Origin of the sequence: Actinomyces sp. HMSC065F11, from assembly GCF_001813085.1 — a bacterium.
GTDB lineage: Bacteria > Actinomycetota > Actinomycetes > Actinomycetales > Actinomycetaceae > Gleimia > Gleimia europaea.
Genome location: NZ_KV811470.1, coordinates 661,613 through 678,921, shown reverse-complemented (window position 1 = coordinate 678,921; position 17,309 = coordinate 661,613). Strand labels below are relative to the sequence as shown.

Genomic DNA, 17,309 nt, shown 5'->3' with positions numbered 1-17,309 from the left:
GAATGAGGACACGACCATCACGGCCGTGTGGAAGGACAAGACCGTTCCTACCACTACCGAAACAACCGGTGATGAGACGGAGTCGACTCCTACCACTATCGAAACAACCGGTGATCAGACGGAGCCTACTCCGCAGCCGGAACCAACGGATCCGACTGAGCCAGAAACTACTGAGCCGACGGAATCTGAGACAGCAGAGTCATCCGAGACGACACCCTCAGTAGAAACGGGACAGACAACCCCAACCGGATCTACACCCACACAGTCTGGCGCAAAGCAAAAGCTAGCAAAAACGGGTCTCAACGCAGCCTATCCGCTGTATGCCGCGCTGTTCCTGCTAGCAACTGGTGGATTACTAGTGGCCATCCGGAGTAGGAAAAACCGCTTCTAAACCACGCACAACCCAATAGTTAAGAGCCGCTCAAATGCACCTGCAAATGAGCGGCTCTTAGCTTTACAAAGCACACGAATAAAAATCCTGTCTTTGTGGGCTACTTCTAAAACTTATGTACCTTATACATCCGCTTCAAAAGTAACTTCAACCTCGTAGTCAGTCATGTCAGATCCAAGCAGAATCCCATTCACATTTGTGTGAACAAGTCCGGTTCTTGCGTGTCCAGCCCTCGGGCGCGAGCCACGCGGTACTCGAGCTGCAAAAGCATGCGTTTGCGTTCCACACCACCCGCGTAACCCGACAGCGTGCCGTCCGACGCGATTACCCGGTGACACGGCACAACAATCGACAACGGATTATTTCCCACGGCCGTGCCCACCGCCCGATACGAACGCGGCCTGCCCACGGCGTGCGCAACTTCCTTATAGGTTGAAACAGCGCCGTAAGGGATCCTTTGTAAGCACCGCCAAACTTCCGTGTAAAACCCCGAATCCGGTAACCGGAGCGGCACAGAAAACTCCAGCCGCTCCCCTGCCAAATACTCGTGTATCTGATCCGCAGCCACGCTCAGCACACTATCTGCCGGCGACACCCACACACCCAAATCCTGCACGCCCGGCGCTGGATGATGATCCGGGAAATACACGCCCACCAACAATTCGCCCTGCGCAACCAAGCTCAGCTCACCAACGGGAGTCACCGTCAAAGTGTGCCGCAAAACCACTTGCAGTTCCCCTCCCGCCTCAGAATGAAAATTGTTAGCTTGTATCAAACAGGTAATCGACGCAAGTAAACACGCCGACCGTCATCTGGTTTCTTAAACATACAATTGTGTATTCGACGTCTACAAAACCTATTGGAATCATTAACGAAACCAAAAGTTTCCAAAGGAGCGCCGATGACTCGCCTAACGACGCAAACCCGCACCACAAAGGCAGAATACACAATCGACCAAAACGAAACGATCCTCACCGCGCTACGTGAACGCGCAAGACGCCGACCAAACGAAGTTGTCATGGAACGCCGCCGCGAAGTAGGCGGATGGTACGCGGTATCAGCAAAACGCTTCGTTGCAGAAACTGACGATATCGCTCGCGGCTTGCTGGGCCTTGGGCTAAAACAGGGTGACGCGCTAGCAATCATGTCATCCACGAGACCGGAATGGACTCTCATCGACCTGGCGGCCCTCTCCATTGGCGTGATCGTGGTGCCCATCTACGAGTCCGACTCGGTAAACCAAATCGAATGGATCTGCAAAGACTCCAACGTGCGCATCGCTATCTGTGATACCCATGCGCGCGCTCAACTAATCGAACACGCAAACACGCCAACCGTTGGTCGAATCATGACGTTCGAATCCGGCGCTATCCGCACTATCCTGGAGGCGGCCACCTCCATTGGCGAGGACACGCTACACGCAGTGCAGGCAGAAGTCGACGTAGATTCCATTGCAACGGTCATCTACACCTCCGGCACCACGGGCGTTCCCAAGGGCGTAATCCTCACCCACCGAAACTTCGTGGGCACCACCAAAGCCATCGCGCAAGTGGTTCCAAACATTCTTTACTCCACTCAGACGCGCTTCCTGCTATTTCTTCCCCTTGCCCATGTTTTGGCCCGCTTTGTTCAGCTTGCAGTACTTTCCGGCCGCGGCGTGTTCAGTCACTCCCCGGACACTAAGAATCTGCTTGCCGACATCGAAAGCTTCCAGCCTTCACTCCTGCTTCTCGTGCCACGAGTGCTTGAGAAGATCTACAACGCCGCCGAAGCTAAGGCCGGCAAGGGAACCAAGCGCAAACTGTTCCGTTGGGCAGCCCAGGCTGCAATCGACTACTCCAAAGCAATGGAAACTACGTTTGGCCCAACGGTTGCGCAACGTCGCAAACGAACGTGGGCAGACCGGATTGTGCTAAGCAAGATCCGCCGCCTACTCGGCCCCAACATGAAGTACGTTGTCTCCGGTGGAGCTCCCCTGTCCCCCACACTCGGACATTTCTTCCGCGGCATGGGCCTTACAGTCTACGAAGGGTGGGGCCTATCCGAAAGCACCGGTCCAATCAGCCTGTCCGACCCGCGCAACCCGATCATGGGATCCGTCGGCCAAGTTCTGCCCGGCAATACCATCACGCTTAACGACGAAGGCGAGATCCTCGTCAAAGGTGTCTCCATCACCCCCGGCTACATGAACAACCCAGAAGCCAGCGCCGAAGCATTCGATGAGGACGGCTGGTTCCACACCGGCGACATCGGCCACACCGACCGGCGCGGAAACCTCTACATCACGGGCCGCAAGAAAGACATCATCGTCACCGCAGGCGGCAAGAACGTAGCGCCTGCGGGCCTCGAGGAATCATTGGTTACTCACCCGCTCGTCTCCCACGTGATCGTGGTTGGCGATCAAAAGCCCTTCATCGGCGCGCTCATCACCCTTGACCGCGAAATGCTTCCCACCTGGCTGACCAACCACGGCCTTGAAAACATGGATGTCACGCAGGCGGCCCAGCATCCGCGCGTCATCGCGTCCCTAGACAAAGCAATCGCTCGGGCTAACAAGTCCGTCTCGAAAGCTGAATCGATCCGTAAGTTCCGCATCATTAACGCGGAGTTCACCGTTGACAACGGCTACCTAACGCCCTCTATGAAACTGAAGCGAGCCGACGTCGCGCGAGACTTCGCCGATGAGATCGAAGCTCTCTATGCTAAGTAGAGCCCGGCCGTGGATGATCCTCTAGGCTGGAGATATGAGTAGAAAAACCGTACTTGTAACCGGTGGAAGCCGTGGGATTGGCCGCGCCATTTGTGAAGACCTATCCAAGGATTGGCATGTTCTTGTGGGAGGACGTGGCGACGCCGCCGGGAGCGTCGCTTCCGCCCTCGAATCGGCACAACCCTGGGTGGTTGATATTACCGATGAGGAGGCCGTGCGCGAAGCATGCGCCAAGATCGACAAGCTCGATGCTCTGGTGCTGAGCGCCGGCATATCCATGGGTAAGACTATTGCCGAAGCTACGCGTGAAGACTGGGAAACGATCCTAAACGTGAACGTGATAGCCCAGGCGAGCCTAGTCAAGAACCTGCTTCCCGCACTACGCAAAGCGCGCGGCCAGGTGGTTGCCATCAACTCTGGCTCCGGCTTCAATTCAAAGGCGGACGGCGGGCTGTACTCCGCCTCCAAATTCGCGCTTCGAGCCATGACGGACGCGCTACGCGAAGAAGAGCGCGGCATAGTGCGCGTCAGTTCTGTGCATCCGGGCCGGGTAGATACCGACATGCAGGTGGAGATTCAAGAGCAGGCCGGCCGTGACTACAATCCGGGCGATCACGTGCGCCCCGAGTCGATTGCAAAAGCCGTGCGCCTAGCCCTCGAAGCGACAGAGGACGCCACAGTTGAAGTCATCTCTGTGCGACCGGTTCACCAAATCTAAGTACCACCGATTGCTGGCATCGCTTAGCAAAGCGGTACCACACCAGAAAACGCGGTATTTGGCGAAGAGAAACGCTACTTTGCGAGAATCTTCGCCAAATACTGGCCGGTGAAAGAACCCTTAACCTCAGAGACCTGCTCCGGGGTTCCCTGTGCAATCACCTTGCCGCCACCAGAGCCTCCCTCGGGCCCCATATCGAGAACCCAATCAGCAGACTTAATCACGTCCAGATTGTGCTCAATGACAATCACCGTATTGCCTTTATCAACCAGGCCCTGCAATACCAGTAGTAGCTTGCGGATGTCCTCGCTGTGGAGACCCGTGGTGGGCTCATCCAAGACGTACACCGTGCGGCCACGCGAACGCTTCTGCAGCTCCGCAGCCAACTTAACGCGCTGCGCCTCGCCGCCCGAGAGTGTGGTTGCGGACTGGCCCAGGCGCACGTACCCCAGACCTACCTCAACTAGCGTGTTCAAATGCCGCGCTATTCGCGGGATATGCTCAAAAAATTTCGCGCCCTCTGAAATGGGCATGTCCAAAATGTCTGAAACGTTCTTGCCCTTGTATTCGATTTCCAAAGTCTCGCGGTTATAGCGTTTACCTCCGCAAACCTCGCAGGGCACGTATACGTCGGGAAGGAAGTTCATCTCAATCTTTATGGTGCCATCGCCCTTACAGGACTCACAGCGCCCTCCCTTAACGTTGAAAGAGAAGCGGCCCGGCTTGTAGCCACGCACCTTCGACTCCTGCGTCTCCGCAAAGAGCGTCCGCACGTGATCCCAGACGCCCGTGTACGTGGCCGGGTTTGAACGCGGCGTTCGCCCAATTGGCGATTGATCTACGTGCACGACCTTGTCGAGCTCCTCCACACCCGAAATAGTGCGGTGACGGCCCGGCACAATCTGCGCGCGGTTCAGTTTCGAGGCTAGGGAACGGTACAAAATCGTATTGACCAAAGTGGACTTACCCGAGCCTGAAACACCCGTTACCGCCACAAAAAGCCCGAGAGGAAAATCAACCGTCAGGTTTTGGAGGTTGTTCTCCACCGCTCCTCGCACCGTCAACATGCGTTGCGGATCAACAGCGCGTCGTTCTTTCGGCGTAGCGATCGACTTACGCCCCGAAAGATAGTCTCCCGTAATTGACTTCTTGTTCGCCTTCAGTTCCTTCAAAGTGCCAGAGTGAACGATCTGGCCACCGTACTCGCCGGCGCCTGGCCCGATATCAACAATCCAATCAGCGGCCTCCATTGTTTCTTCATCATGCTCGACAACAATCAGAGTATTTCCGAGGTCGCGCAGGCGAATCAACGTGTCTATCAAGCGCCTATTGTCGCGCTGGTGCAAGCCAATGGAGGGCTCATCAAGCACGTATAGCACGCCCACCAGGCCCGAGCCGATCTGCGTGGCCAGCCTGATGCGCTGCGCCTCACCGCCCGAGAGCGTGCCCGCCGAGCGTGAGAGCGTCAAATAGTTCAGCCCCACATCCACCAAGAAGTTTAAGCGCACCAAAATCTCGGTGAGCACCGGGGCTGCAATCTGCTTAGCCCTGCCCTGTAGGTGTATTTTCTTCAAGAAGTCGCGAGCTTCCAAGATCGACAGATTTGAAAGTGCCGCGATCGAAAGATCACCAATCGTGACAGCCAGAACCTCAGGCTTAAGACGTGCCCCTTCACAAACCGGGCAGGGCACCTCCCTCATAAATGAATCCAGACGCTCCAGCTGGTTCTCTGACTCCGTTTCTGAACGTTTGCGCTCAATGTAGTTAACTGCGCCTTCAAACCCAGTTGTGTAAGAACGCTGTCTTCCCCACCGGTTCTTGTACCGAACGTGCACCTCGTAGTCGTTGCCGTACAAAACCGCCTTTTGGATCTTCTTTGGCAAATCCTTCCACGGCGTCGTCATCGAAAAATCGAGCTGCTTAGCCAGTGCTTTCAGCAGGTTCGCGTGGTACTTGTTGTTTGCCGTCCAGACGGCAATCGCGCCATCTTTTAGCGAAACGTCTTCATCTGGCACCAGCAGATCCGGATCAACTTCGAGCTTCGAACCAATACCTGAGCACTCCGGGCACGCACCGTAAGGAGCGTTAAATGAGAAGGTGCGTGGCTCAATCTCCTCAAGCATCAACGGGTGACCATTCGGGCAAGCCCGGGCCTCTGAATAACGGCGTGAGCGGTGCGGATGATCCTCGTCCAAATCGATTCGCTCGATCACCACAATGCCGCCCGCAAGCTCCAAGGCGGTCTCAACCGAATCCGTGAGACGCTGGCGGAGCCCATCTTTAATCACCAGACGGTCCACTACAACGTCGATGGTGTGCTTCAGATTCTTATCCAGCTGGATATCTTGATCGAGGCGAAGCTGCTCACCATCTACACGAACGCGCGCAAAGCCTTTTTGGCGCATCTCATCAAACAGATCCTGATATTCGCCCTTCCGTCCCCTAACCAGCGGAGCGAGGACCAGAAACCGCGTGCGCTCGGGAAGCTCCAATACCGAGTCCACGATCTGCTGCGGAGTTTGGGCTGTAATCTCAGCCATACACTGTGGGCAATGTTGCACACCCGCTCGGGCGTACAACAGACGCAAATAGTCGTGAATCTCCGTGATCGTACCAACCGTTGAACGCGGGTTGCGCGACGTTGACTTCTGGTCAATGGAAACCGCGGGAGACAGGCCCTCAATGAAATCTACGTCCGGCTTATCCATCTGGCCCAGAAACTGGCGCGCGTACGAAGACAGCGACTCCACGTAGCGGCGCTGTCCCTCCGCGAAAATCGTGTCGAAAGCCAGCGATGACTTACCCGAACCTGACAAGCCCGTAAAAACGATCATCGAACCCCTGGGCAGATCCAGGTCAACACTTTTCAAATTATGCTGGCGCGCACCGCGGACAATTAGCGAATCATTCACACCTCTACCCTAAATACCCCAGACTAAAAGCGCACATTTGTTCGATTACAGCAAAACTAACCGGCTGCTTACACCTCCGGCGGGCGCGCTCCCGCTTCCATCATTCAAAAATGTGACATTTGCGGCTTGTCCAGCTGAAAAAGTCTCGACACCGAGAGATAATGTAGCCATGCACACATACGCCGTAATTTATGAATATGAGCCGCAACTCCTCGCTCTGATCGACAACTGGCGCGCTGCGCACCGCGAATACCTTCGCAAGTTGCACAGGCAGGGCAAGCTATTCACCTCTGGCCACCTACGCGAGGCCAGCCACGCAGGCGCACTTCTAATCATGCGTACTGAAACCGCCCAAGAGGCCCGCGACCTTCTCGAAAAAGACCCGTTCTTTGAGCACGGCCTCGTAACTAACATCATCGTTCGAGAGTGGAAGCCAACCATTGGTGATCTGGCTGAACGCTTCTCTAACGTCTCAGACTTCCCCATCTCAAATCCGTAGAGACAAACGCGAAGTGCGGGGTTGGTTGTCACCACACCCCGCACTTCTTATTATCCTAAGGCCTTGTAGCCGCGCGTTAGGCGTACTTATTCAAATGCGCGAGGACGGCTTGCAATACCTGCTCGGGCTGTTCTACAGCCGCCAGATGAGCCGCGCCCTCAACGCACGCCAAGTTCACCTGCTCGTTACCTCCCTCACGGAGCGAAGCAACCAGATCAAGCGCGGCGTCCTTTGGCAGCGTCCCATCAAACTCTGCACGCACAACAGTAATCGGCTGTTCCAACCCACCAAGGCCAGAGCGATTATCCATATTCGCAATTACCTCACAACACTGGGCGTACCCCTCATCGGCGCAATCCAAGAAGGTCTTCCGGGTTCGCTGCACGCCCGGCCCATTCTCCTCGTAGAACGAGGATGTGAACCAACGCTGGAGCGTAGCCTCCACCAAAGCCTTCGTCCCCTGCTCGCGAACCACGCCAGCACGCTCTGTCCAAGCGTTAGAAGGTAGCAGGACCGGGCCAGAGCACATCATGATCCCGCTCTGGATCCGCTGGGGATGATTAATCGCCATCCAAAGCGACATCATGCCGCCTAGCGAAAGTCCCGCAATGTGGAAGCCATCCAAGTGGAGCTCGTCTGCAACCTCCAGGATCCAATCCCCCAGTATTGCGGGAGTTAACTCCCCCTGAATCTGCGGTACTTGCGACCGGCCATGGCCGGGGAAATCGAAGCGAACCACACGGTACTCGCCGAGGCCGGGCACAACCTCATTCCACATGTTGCGGTCTGATCCCAGTGAAGATCCGAGGAAAATGACCGGCGCGTCGGCCGGTCCAGAAACGTCATAGCTAAGTGTCGTCATATTCCCACGATACTGCGAATGCGGTCCAATGGCGTACCATCATTGCGTGAAGGTCTTACTGCGCTACATTGATCCGTTTATCGTCAGCATCCTTGCCATCCTGGTTATCGGCATCCTCGTTCCGATTCCCGCGCAATGGATTGATGTCCTCACCATTATGGGCACCGTAGCCGTCATGATCCTATTCCTCGTCTACGGCATGCGGCTTCGCACTAGTGAGATCATTGAAGGCCTAAAGAACCTGAAGCTACAAGCCAGTGTGCTTGCCTCCACCTTCCTTGTCTTCCCGATTCTAGGAGCTTTAACCGAACCCCTATTTCGGCCCTGGCTTGGCGCCACCTTTGCCCTTGGCCTGCTTTATCTAACGCTCCTGCCCTCAACCGTGCAAAGCTCAATCTCGTTTACCTCCATCGCCGGAGGCAACGTAGCCGGTGCCGTCTGTGCCGCAACTATCTCCAACATCCTCGGCATGGCAATCACTCCCCTCCTCGTCATGATCATCATGGGCGCATCCACCGGGGTTGGCTGGGGATCAATCGTAGATGTCCTCGTCAAACTACTCATCCCATTCATCATCGGGCAGCTACTTCAACCCAAACTCGGCAGCGTTGTACGAGCCAACAAGTGGCTCACAAAAACCGTTGACCGTGGCACCATCCTCATCGTCGTTGCCTCCTCCGTCGCCGGCGCTACAGCTCGGGGCCTGTGGAGCACGCTCACCTGGGGTGATGCCATTGGCCTCGTCATCGCATCTGGCATTTTGCTGGCAATCATGATGACGGCCTCATGGAAGGCTGGTCACCTGCTCAAGATGAACCGCGGCGATAACATCGCCCTACTCATGTGCGGATCGAAAAAATCCCTGGCAACCGGCCTGCCCATGGCTGCAATCATATTTCCACCCCACATTGTGGCGGCCGTGACCGTTCCCGTCATCGTCTTCCACCAGCTCCAGCTCATGGCCGCCGCAGTAATTGCGAAGCGCCTGGCTGCAAGCACCGAGCAGACGGGCGAGAACACCTGGTAACGTGCGAACACGGCTCGCTTACTACTCGTCTATGTCACCGACAATGCGCGTAAGATCGCCGAATTTGCGTGAGTAGTTCCGAAATACCAACTCAATCAAGAATGAGCACACCGCCGCTAACACCAGGACACCCAACCACTGGGTTGGCGTGGGCCATGTGAGGGCAAAGAACGTACGCACCGGTTCAATAAGTACTGTTGCCACACCAGCGCTAAGCATTGCGAACAGGATAACCGCTCTGTACGCAACGATGGGACGGGACATTACAGACAGCAAGTAGAGCGCTGCCATGAGCACGGACAGCGTGGCCACAGTAGACCCAACCTCTAGTGACTGCGCTGCGTAGAACCTCTGCGCTACCAGCGCTGTAACTGCCAAAACTATGCCCGAGGGTATCGCGATATGAAGCGTGCGCTCTAGGAAGCCGGGCCGATACCTGCGGTAATTCGGCGTTAATGACAGGAAGAACGCGGGAATGCCTATTGTTAAACTCGAAATGATCGTTAAGTGACGAGGTAAGAACGGGTACCGCCACGCAAAAATCGCAACCAGTACCGCAAGCAAGGCCGACATCGCCGTTTTGGTGAGGAACAGGGCAGAGACACGCTCCATGTTCGCAATTATGCGGCGACCTTCAGCGACAACGCGAGGCAACTTCGAGAATTTACCGTCCACGAGGACAAGCTTTGCTACTGCTCTCGTTGCGGGCGTTCCTGAACCCATCGCAATGCCGAGGTCCGCATCCTTTAACGCGAGGACATCGTTCACCCCGTCACCCGTCATGGCAACCGTATGTCCACGTGATTGCAATGCTTTTACCATCTTGCGTTTAGTTTCTGGAGTCACGCGTCCAAACACGTCAAACTCATTGACTGCCTCGACAAAGTCCTCCTCGGCCTGCGGCAAATCGCGCGCGTCCAAGACCTTAACCGGCTCGCCGCGTCTTACACCCACGCGGTTAGCGATCGCAGCTACCGTGCTGGGGTTGTCACCCGAAATCACCTTGATCTGAACACCTTGGCGTAAGAAATAAGAGATCGTTTCCGCAGCATCCCCTCTAATCTGCTCTGCCAGAACTACGATCAAAACAGCCTGCAACTGCTTAGGCAGGCTGGGATTATCCTCATCAATATGATCCAAAGGGGAATGGGCTAGGCAAACAACGCGGGCACCCTGCTTTGCGAAGGTCGAAACCTGCTCTAAAGTCTGAGCCGCATTCACCGCGTGGCTTGCCACAATATCGGGCGCACCAAAATACCAGGAACCCGAGTCGGTGACTGCCGCCGACCATTTGCGTGACGAATCAAACGGGACATCCTGCACTAGCTTCGCCGGTTCAACACCGCTGAGGCCGGCCATAGTGGCTTTCGCGGTCTGGTTCTCCCCGCCCGCAACCATTGCCGCAAGAGCGCTTTGGGCGTCCTCTTCTATCGACTCATCCAGACAAATCACCTGCTGCGGCGCGATTTCTCCCGTAGTGATCGTCCCAGTCTTATCGAGGCAAAGCCGATCCACGCGGGCTAAAACCTCAACCGCACCAAGTTCTTGAATCAGGACGTTACGCTTTGCCAAACCCGCCCCGGCAAGCGCAAAGTTAAGAGACGTGAGCAGTACCAATCCTTGCGGGATCATGCCCACCACACCCGCAACGGCGAGCACCACCGCGTGTTGCCAGGTAGTACCCTCGTCGGAACGCAACTGCGAGGCCACCAGCAGTAGCACAACCGGAAGGATCACCCACGAAATCCACTTCAAAATCGTGTTGATGCTCTGCCCGATCTCAGACTTAACCTTCTTGAACTGCTTAGCCTCTTTAGTGAGCCGATTCGCGTAGGAATCCTCACCTACCTTCAAGGTCTCAAACAAACCCTCGCCCGCAACCACAGCTGTACCTGAAAGTACTGAATCGCCATCACGCTTACGTACGGGCACCGACTCCCCCGTCAGCATTGACTCATCCACACGCAAGCCGTAGCTTTCCAGAACGGTACCGTCAGTTGGAACCTGATCACCGGAGCGCAGGAGCACCAGGTCACCCAAAATCAGCTCTGCCGATGGAACCTGGACCTGTCTACCCTCGCGGATCACCCAAGACCTTGGGGACTCCAATATTGCCAAACTATCCAGCACGTACTTTGCGCGGATCTCTGAGTAAATACCAATCACCGCGTTGGATACCATCACAATGCCAAACACCGCGTCACGCCAGTTGCCAACCAGCAATACAACCACTACGGCCGTAGTTAAAATCGCGTTGAACAGCGTGAAAAGGTTGGACTTAATGATGACCTTGATTGGCCGGGAAGTAGTGCTCTCAACCCAGTTGGTTTTGCCTAGTTGCTTAGCCCGGGCAACATCTTGCGTGCTGACTCCCACATGGCCCAGGTAGCGGTCTTTGGTCGCGGCTGTTTCACTCACGGTTAAATCCTAATGGCGAACCCTGATTATTGCCTCGACATTAGTTTTAGGGTGCGAGTTAAGAGTCCGCACGATTATCCGCACGGGTCTTCAACATTGATGCCACCACCGTTATGAGCAGGGTGCCGCCAATAAATCCGAGCGAGGCAGGAATACCGATTTCGGGAACGTTAAACGGCATACCCGAGTTGATGAACGGCAGATTGTTCTCGTGCAGAGCGTGCAAAACCAGCTTCACGCCAATGAATCCCAAAATCGCAGCGAGACCAAAGTGCAAGTAAACCAGACGCTCAAGCAGGCCATCGATCAAGAAGTACAGCTGGCGCAATCCGAGTAGCGAGAACGCGTTCGCAGCGAAAACTAAGTACGGCTCTTTAGTAAGACCAAAGATAGCGGGAATCGAGTCGAACGCAAACATGATGTCCGTAGACCCAAGAGCAATGATGACCAGAAGCATCGGCGTCAGATAAGTGCGTCCCGCGTGGCGGTGAAGCATCTTATCCGAAAGGAACCCATCGGTAACTGGGAACACCTTGCGCACCAAACGCACGAATCCAGGCTCCTTGTACTCGTCCTCTTCCTCGTCCCCCTGGATTCCTTCGCGCACCTGCGAGTAGGCCGTGTACAACAACCAAATACCGAAAATGTAGAAGACCCACGCGAACTTTTCGATAATCGCAGCACCGATCAAAATGAAGACCAGCCGCAAGACCAGGGCCATCACAATGCCGTAAAGGAGAACCTTCTGTTGGTACTTGCGCGGCACTCGGAATGCCGAAATGATCAGCACAAACACGAACAGATTGTCCAAAGACAGCGACTTTTCAGTGATGTAACCGGCCCAATACTCGCCGGCATACTGCAAATCCCAGAAGAACCAGACTACAAACCCAAAAACTACGCCAAGAAGGACGTAGGCAATCGACCAGACCGCCGCTTCTTTAAGTGTGGGCTCATGCGGGGTGCGGACGTGCCCGACAATATCGATGATAATCAAGGCAAGGATAATAATGGCCAGCATGATCCAGCCAAGAGCATGAACGTGCAATTGAAAACTTTCGGTAGTCCAAACAGGGCTTATCCGAAGGTCTTCTCCACCACCTTAGTGGCCACAACACCGGGTTTTCACCGTGCTGACGATGCTGTGATTCTGGGAGTACTCCCCCTCGACAAGGCCATTCTATCCAAAATCGCTCACTGCGCCGAGATGCCTGCAGTGGTTCTTCTCACCGGCTAGTTTGCATCGCGCATATGGCGAAGCTCCTGCTTAAGTTCCTTCAGCTCATCGCGCAGCCGGGCAGCAACCTCAAACTGGAGATCCTCAGCAGCCAGGTGCATCTGCTTAGTCAGCTCATCAATCAGACCGGCCAGATCGTCCTCTGCGGCAGCTGCCAAACGAGCTCTCGCCGACAGATTCACCTCACCTGCTCGACGTGAATCCGCAACCGCCTTACGGTAGCCGCCCTCCAATAGTTCTTCGGTATCAATGTCCTCACGCGCAAGCATATCGGTGACATCCTGGATCTTTTTGCGCAGTGGCTGCGGATCAATGCCGTGTTCCTGGTTGTAAGCAATCTGCTTCTCGCGACGTCGTTCCGTCTCATCAATTGCGCGCTTCATAGAATCTGTAATGTTGTCGGCGTACATGTGGACCTCACCGGCAACGTTTCGGGCAGCACGCCCAATCGTCTGAATAAGCGAGGTGGTAGAACGCAAGAAGCCTTCCTTGTCTGCATCCAAAATCGCAACCAGTGAAACCTCGGGAAGATCCAAGCCCTCACGCAAAAGGTTAATACCGACCAGCACGTCAAACTTGCCTTGGCGTAGTTCGCGCAAAAGCTCTACACGGCGAAGCGTATCCACATCCGAATGTAGGTATTCCACGCGTACACCGCGAACCGACATGTAATCCGTCAGGTCTTCAGCCATACGCTTGGTCAAAGTCGTAACAAGCACGCGCTCGCCCCGCTCCACGCGCGCATTGACCTCACCAAGCAGGTCATCAATCTGCCCCTCCGTTGGTTTAATAACGATTTTCGGATCCACGAGGCCGGTGGGGCGAATGATCTGCTCCACCACACCCGAAGCTTGGGATAGCTCATAGGGTCCAGGGGTTGCAGACATGTACACCGTTTGGCCGATCCGCTCGAGAAACTCATCCCACTTAAGCGGTCGGTTATCCATTGCCGAGGGCAGACGGAAGCCGTGGTCAACCAGTGTGCGCTTACGGGACATATCCCCCTCGTACATGGCACCAATCTGCGGCACAGTCACATGCGACTCGTCGATAATCAGCACAAAATCATCCGGGAAATAATCCAGCAGCGTATGCGGCGGCGTGCCCGGCCCGCGCCCATCAATATGACGCGAGTAGTTCTCAATGCCCGCGCACGTGCCAATCTCGCGCATCATTTCCAGGTCGTACGTTGTGCGCATACGCAACCTTTGAGCCTCAAGAAGCTTGTTCTGTCCTTCAAACCACCGAACGCGCTCATCAAGTTCCTCTTCAATGGTTTTAAGGGCGCGCTTCATGCGTTCCTCACCAGCAACGTAGTGCGAGGCTGGGAACAGGTACACGTGATCCGTTTCGCGAATCAGATCACCGGTAAGCGGGTGCAGGTACGCTAGGGCGTCAATCTCGTCCCCAAACATCTCAATGCGAATCGCAAGCTCTTCATAAACGGGAATGATCTCAATAGTGTCACCCCGCACGCGAAAAGTGCCGCGCGTAAACGCCATGTCATTGCGCGAATACTGCATGTTCACAAATGCGCGCAAAAGGTCATCTCGCGAGACCTCCATGCCAACGCGCAGTTCTACCATGCGCGCAACATATTCTTCAGGCGTACCCAAGCCATATATGCATGAAACCGATGCTACGACAACCGTGTCGCGCCTAGTAAGCAAAGAGTTCGTTGCTGAGTGGCGTAGCCGCTCGACCTCATCATTAATCGATGAGTCTTTTTCGATGTACGTGTCGGTTTGGGGCACGTACGCTTCCGGCTGGTAGTAGTCGTAGTAGGACACGAAGTACTCAACCGCATTGTTGGGTAGCAAACTGCGTAGTTCTGCGGCGAGCTGCGCGGCGAGCGTCTTATTTGGTGCCATCACCAGCGTGGGGCGCTGAATCTGCTCAATCAGCCACGCGGCTGTAGCAGACTTACCGGTACCCGTGGCGCCGAGCAAGACGATGTCTTTTTCACCAGCGTTGATCCGTTCGGCCAGCTCCTTGATAGCCGTCGGCTGGTCACCCGACGGGGAGAACTCAGAGACAACCTCGAAAGGCGCTTCTTGGCGAACAACAGTCTGGTTTTCCATGTCTTCTAGTCTAAGCTTCACGGCCTGCAGTAAGCATTTGGTAGAGCTCGCGGGCCACGAAATCGAGATCTGCCAATGACCCCTCGTTTTCTATGATGATGCTGGCATGTTTGCACCGCTGGGCATCGCTCATCTGGTTCACAATCCGCCGCCTGGCGTCCTGCTCGTCCATTCCTCGCATACCCGTCAAACGAGCTACACGGTGCTGCTCATCAGCCACAACGACTGCAACCGCATCAACCATGTGCGTCATATTCGCCTCTATCAAAACAGCCGCGTCATACACCGCAAGGCCGTCATTTGGCGCCGCCTCTAAGATCTCTAATGCGCGCGTGCGGATGCGTGGGTGGGTTATCTCATTCAGATCTGCAAGGGCCTTCTCATCGTTAAAAACAATGCTAGCTAGGCTTGCCCTGTTTAACACGCCGCCCGGAGCAACCTCGGATCCGAAACGCTGAATGATGTGCGCCAGAGCATCCGTATCCGGCCCGGCGATCTCGCGAGCGATCACGTCGCCATCAGCAATCGTTGCGCCCATTTCGCGCCAAACGTTCGTGACTGCAGACTTACCTGCCCCAATACCACCCGTAAGTCCGATCCAAAGCGGACGGGCAACACGTGGGTGAGCGCTGGGAACTGAGACAGACTTCAATACTGGCACTTTGATAAGAGCGTGCGCTCCCCCGCGCTGGATCTCTTCCCAAGCCATACAGACCTCCCAGTTCCAAGCAGCTTTACATGCCAAAACAGGATTGAACAGTTTGACTATAACTCGCAACAAAGAGGTGGCCGAGTGGTTTCCCACTCGGCCACCTCCTGAACGTCTAGTTCAAGCGCCTAACGGCAACGAGACTATTAGTTGTTCGTTAGCTTCTCGCGAAGCGCTGCGAGTGCCTCATCAGAAGCAAGGGTGCCTTCCGACTCAACCGGGGTCGAGTAGGATGCCTGCTCCTCAATCTTCGGAGCAGCCTCGGCGTCCTCTTCCATCGCACGAGCAACCTGAGCCTTGTGGGACTCCCAACGAGCGTGAGCCTCAGCGTACTGAGACTCCCAAGCAACGCGCTGCTCGTCGTAGCCTTCCATCCACTCCTGGGTCTCCGGATCGAAGCCCTCAGGGTACTTGTAGTTGCCGTTCTCATCGTACTCAGCGGCCATACCGTACAGCGACGGATCGAAGTCCGAAGAGTTCGGGTCCACGCCTTCGTTAGCCTGCTTCAGCGACAGCGAGATGCGGCGGCGCTCAAGATCGATGTCGATGATCTTAACGAAGACCTCATCGCCCACCTTTGCGACCTGCTCAGGAGCGTCGATGTGACGCTGCGCAAGCTCAGAAATGTGAACGAGGCCCTCAATGCCATCCTCAACGCGGACAAACGCGCCGAACGGAACGAGCTTGGTGACCTTGCCCGGCACAACCTGACCGATAGCGTGGATGCGGGCAAATGCCTGCCACGGATCTTCCTGGGTGGCCTTGAGCGAAAGCGAAACACGCTCGCGGTTCATATCGACGTCGAGAACCTCAACGGTGACCTCGTCGCCAACTTCAACAACCTCGGACGGGTGATCAATGTGCTTCCAAGACAGCTCAGAAACGTGGACGAGACCGTCTACACCGCCAAGATCAACGAACGCACCGAAGTTAACGATCGAGGAAACAACGCCGGAACGAACCTGGCCCTTCTGGAGGGTGTTGAGGAAGTTGGTGCGAACCTCAGACTGGGTCTGCTCTAGCCAAGCGCGGCGGGAAAGAACAACGTTGTTTCGGTTCTTGTCCAGCTCAATGATCTTAGCTTCAAGCTCGCGACCAATGTACGGCTGCAGGTCGCGAACGCGACGCATCTCCACGAGGGAGGCCGGTAGGAAGCCACGCAAACCGATGTCGAGGATGAGGCCGCCCTTGACGACCTCGATGACGGTACCGTTTACGACGCCATCTTCTTCCTTGACCTTCTCGATCGTGCCCCAGGCACGCTCGTACTGGGCACGCTTCTTCGACAGAAGCAAACGGCCTTCCTTGTCTTCCATCTGAAGAACAAGAGCCTCAATCTTGTCGCCAACCTCTACAACGTCGTCAGGATCGACGTCGTGCTTGATCGACAATTCGCGCGAAAGAATAACGCCCTCGGTCTTGTAACCGATATCTAGCAGGACTTCATCGCGGTCAACCTTGACGACAGAGCCTTCGACAATGTCGCCTTCCTTGAAGTACTTGATTGTCTCGTCGATAGCGGCGAGTAGATCCTGTTCGGATCCAATATCGTTGACTGCAACCTGCTCGGGCTGCGGGGTTGAGTTGGTCATAAAGTTTAAATCCCCGAATACGGATAAATAGTAGTGAATATGGACAATTTGGCGCCTATGCGCACAGTTTCAAACTGTAACCACAAAGAGCACCAAAGGCAATGCTATCAGTGAAGCTCTGGCCCACACGTAATAAATTCGAGACTCTGGGCG

The 17,309-nt window shown here is 55.4% G+C and carries 12 protein-coding genes and 1 pseudogene; 5 read left to right on the top strand and 8 right to left on the bottom strand.

Going from position 1 to position 17,309, the window contains the following annotated elements; all coding sequences use genetic code 11:
- Positions 1-391: pseudogene (locus HMPREF2891_RS09660) on the top strand (hypothetical protein); the annotation flags it as partial.
- Positions 392-581: 190 nt separating this feature from the next.
- Here HMPREF2891_RS09660 and HMPREF2891_RS05525 read toward each other — a convergent pair.
- Complete coding sequence (locus tag HMPREF2891_RS05525; protein WP_186822295.1) at positions 582-1,118, bottom strand: methylated-DNA--[protein]-cysteine S-methyltransferase; 537 nt, start codon at positions 1,116-1,118, stop codon at positions 582-584.
- 174 nt (positions 1,119-1,292) lie between these two features.
- On the opposite strand from HMPREF2891_RS05525, the gene HMPREF2891_RS05520 reads away from it, so the two are divergent.
- Positions 1,293-3,101 (top strand): AMP-dependent synthetase/ligase, encoded by a 1,809-nt coding sequence (locus HMPREF2891_RS05520; protein ID WP_070664210.1) that lies wholly within the window; start codon positions 1,293-1,295, stop codon positions 3,099-3,101.
- 34 nt (positions 3,102-3,135) lie between these two features.
- Positions 3,136-3,819, top strand: a complete 684-nt coding sequence (locus tag HMPREF2891_RS05515; protein ID WP_070664208.1) for an SDR family oxidoreductase — start codon at positions 3,136-3,138, stop codon at positions 3,817-3,819.
- A 74-nt stretch (positions 3,820-3,893) separates the two neighbouring features.
- On the opposite strand, the gene uvrA is transcribed toward HMPREF2891_RS05515, so the two are convergent.
- Complete coding sequence (uvrA, locus tag HMPREF2891_RS05510; RefSeq protein WP_070664206.1) at positions 3,894-6,731, bottom strand: excinuclease ABC subunit UvrA; 2,838 nt, start codon at positions 6,729-6,731, stop codon at positions 3,894-3,896.
- A 169-nt stretch (positions 6,732-6,900) separates the two neighbouring features.
- Between uvrA and HMPREF2891_RS05505 the strand changes: the two genes are divergently transcribed.
- The gene (locus HMPREF2891_RS05505; RefSeq protein ID WP_052038826.1) at positions 6,901-7,230 is read left to right on the top strand and encodes a YciI family protein; all 330 of its coding nucleotides are present in this window, start codon (positions 6,901-6,903) and stop codon (positions 7,228-7,230) included.
- A 76-nt stretch (positions 7,231-7,306) separates the two neighbouring features.
- On the opposite strand, the gene HMPREF2891_RS05500 is transcribed toward HMPREF2891_RS05505, so the two are convergent.
- Positions 7,307-8,092 (bottom strand): alpha/beta fold hydrolase, encoded by a 786-nt coding sequence (locus HMPREF2891_RS05500; protein ID WP_070664204.1) that lies wholly within the window; start codon positions 8,090-8,092, stop codon positions 7,307-7,309.
- A 46-nt stretch (positions 8,093-8,138) separates the two neighbouring features.
- Here HMPREF2891_RS05500 and HMPREF2891_RS05495 point away from each other — a divergent pair, with 46 nt between their 5' ends.
- Positions 8,139-9,119, top strand: a complete 981-nt coding sequence (locus HMPREF2891_RS05495; protein WP_083311270.1) for a bile acid:sodium symporter family protein — start codon at positions 8,139-8,141, stop codon at positions 9,117-9,119.
- Positions 9,120-9,140: 21 nt separating this feature from the next.
- Here the strand turns inward: HMPREF2891_RS05495 and HMPREF2891_RS05490 are convergent, their stop codons facing one another.
- From HMPREF2891_RS05490 to rpsA, 5 genes are all read right to left on the bottom strand, one after another.
- Entirely contained in the window at positions 9,141-11,537 is a 2,397-nt protein-coding gene (locus tag HMPREF2891_RS05490) for an HAD-IC family P-type ATPase (RefSeq protein WP_070664201.1), read from the bottom strand.
- Positions 11,538-11,595: 58 nt separating this feature from the next.
- Positions 11,596-12,585, bottom strand: a complete 990-nt coding sequence (locus HMPREF2891_RS05485) for a TerC/Alx family metal homeostasis membrane protein (RefSeq protein ID WP_070664199.1) — start codon at positions 12,583-12,585, stop codon at positions 11,596-11,598.
- A gap of 185 nt (positions 12,586-12,770) precedes the next feature.
- Positions 12,771-14,855, bottom strand: coding sequence for an excinuclease ABC subunit UvrB (uvrB, locus tag HMPREF2891_RS05475; RefSeq protein ID WP_070664197.1), 2,085 nt, complete (start codon positions 14,853-14,855; stop codon positions 12,771-12,773).
- 10 nt (positions 14,856-14,865) lie between these two features.
- Positions 14,866-15,564 (bottom strand): dephospho-CoA kinase, encoded by a 699-nt coding sequence (coaE, locus tag HMPREF2891_RS05470; protein WP_083309284.1) that lies wholly within the window; start codon positions 15,562-15,564, stop codon positions 14,866-14,868.
- A gap of 146 nt (positions 15,565-15,710) precedes the next feature.
- Positions 15,711-17,156: a 30S ribosomal protein S1 gene (gene rpsA / locus HMPREF2891_RS05465; RefSeq protein ID WP_070617374.1), complete on the bottom strand. Its 1,446-nt coding sequence runs from the start codon at positions 17,154-17,156 to the stop codon at positions 15,711-15,713.
- Between the last annotated feature and the right edge of the window lie 153 nt (positions 17,157-17,309).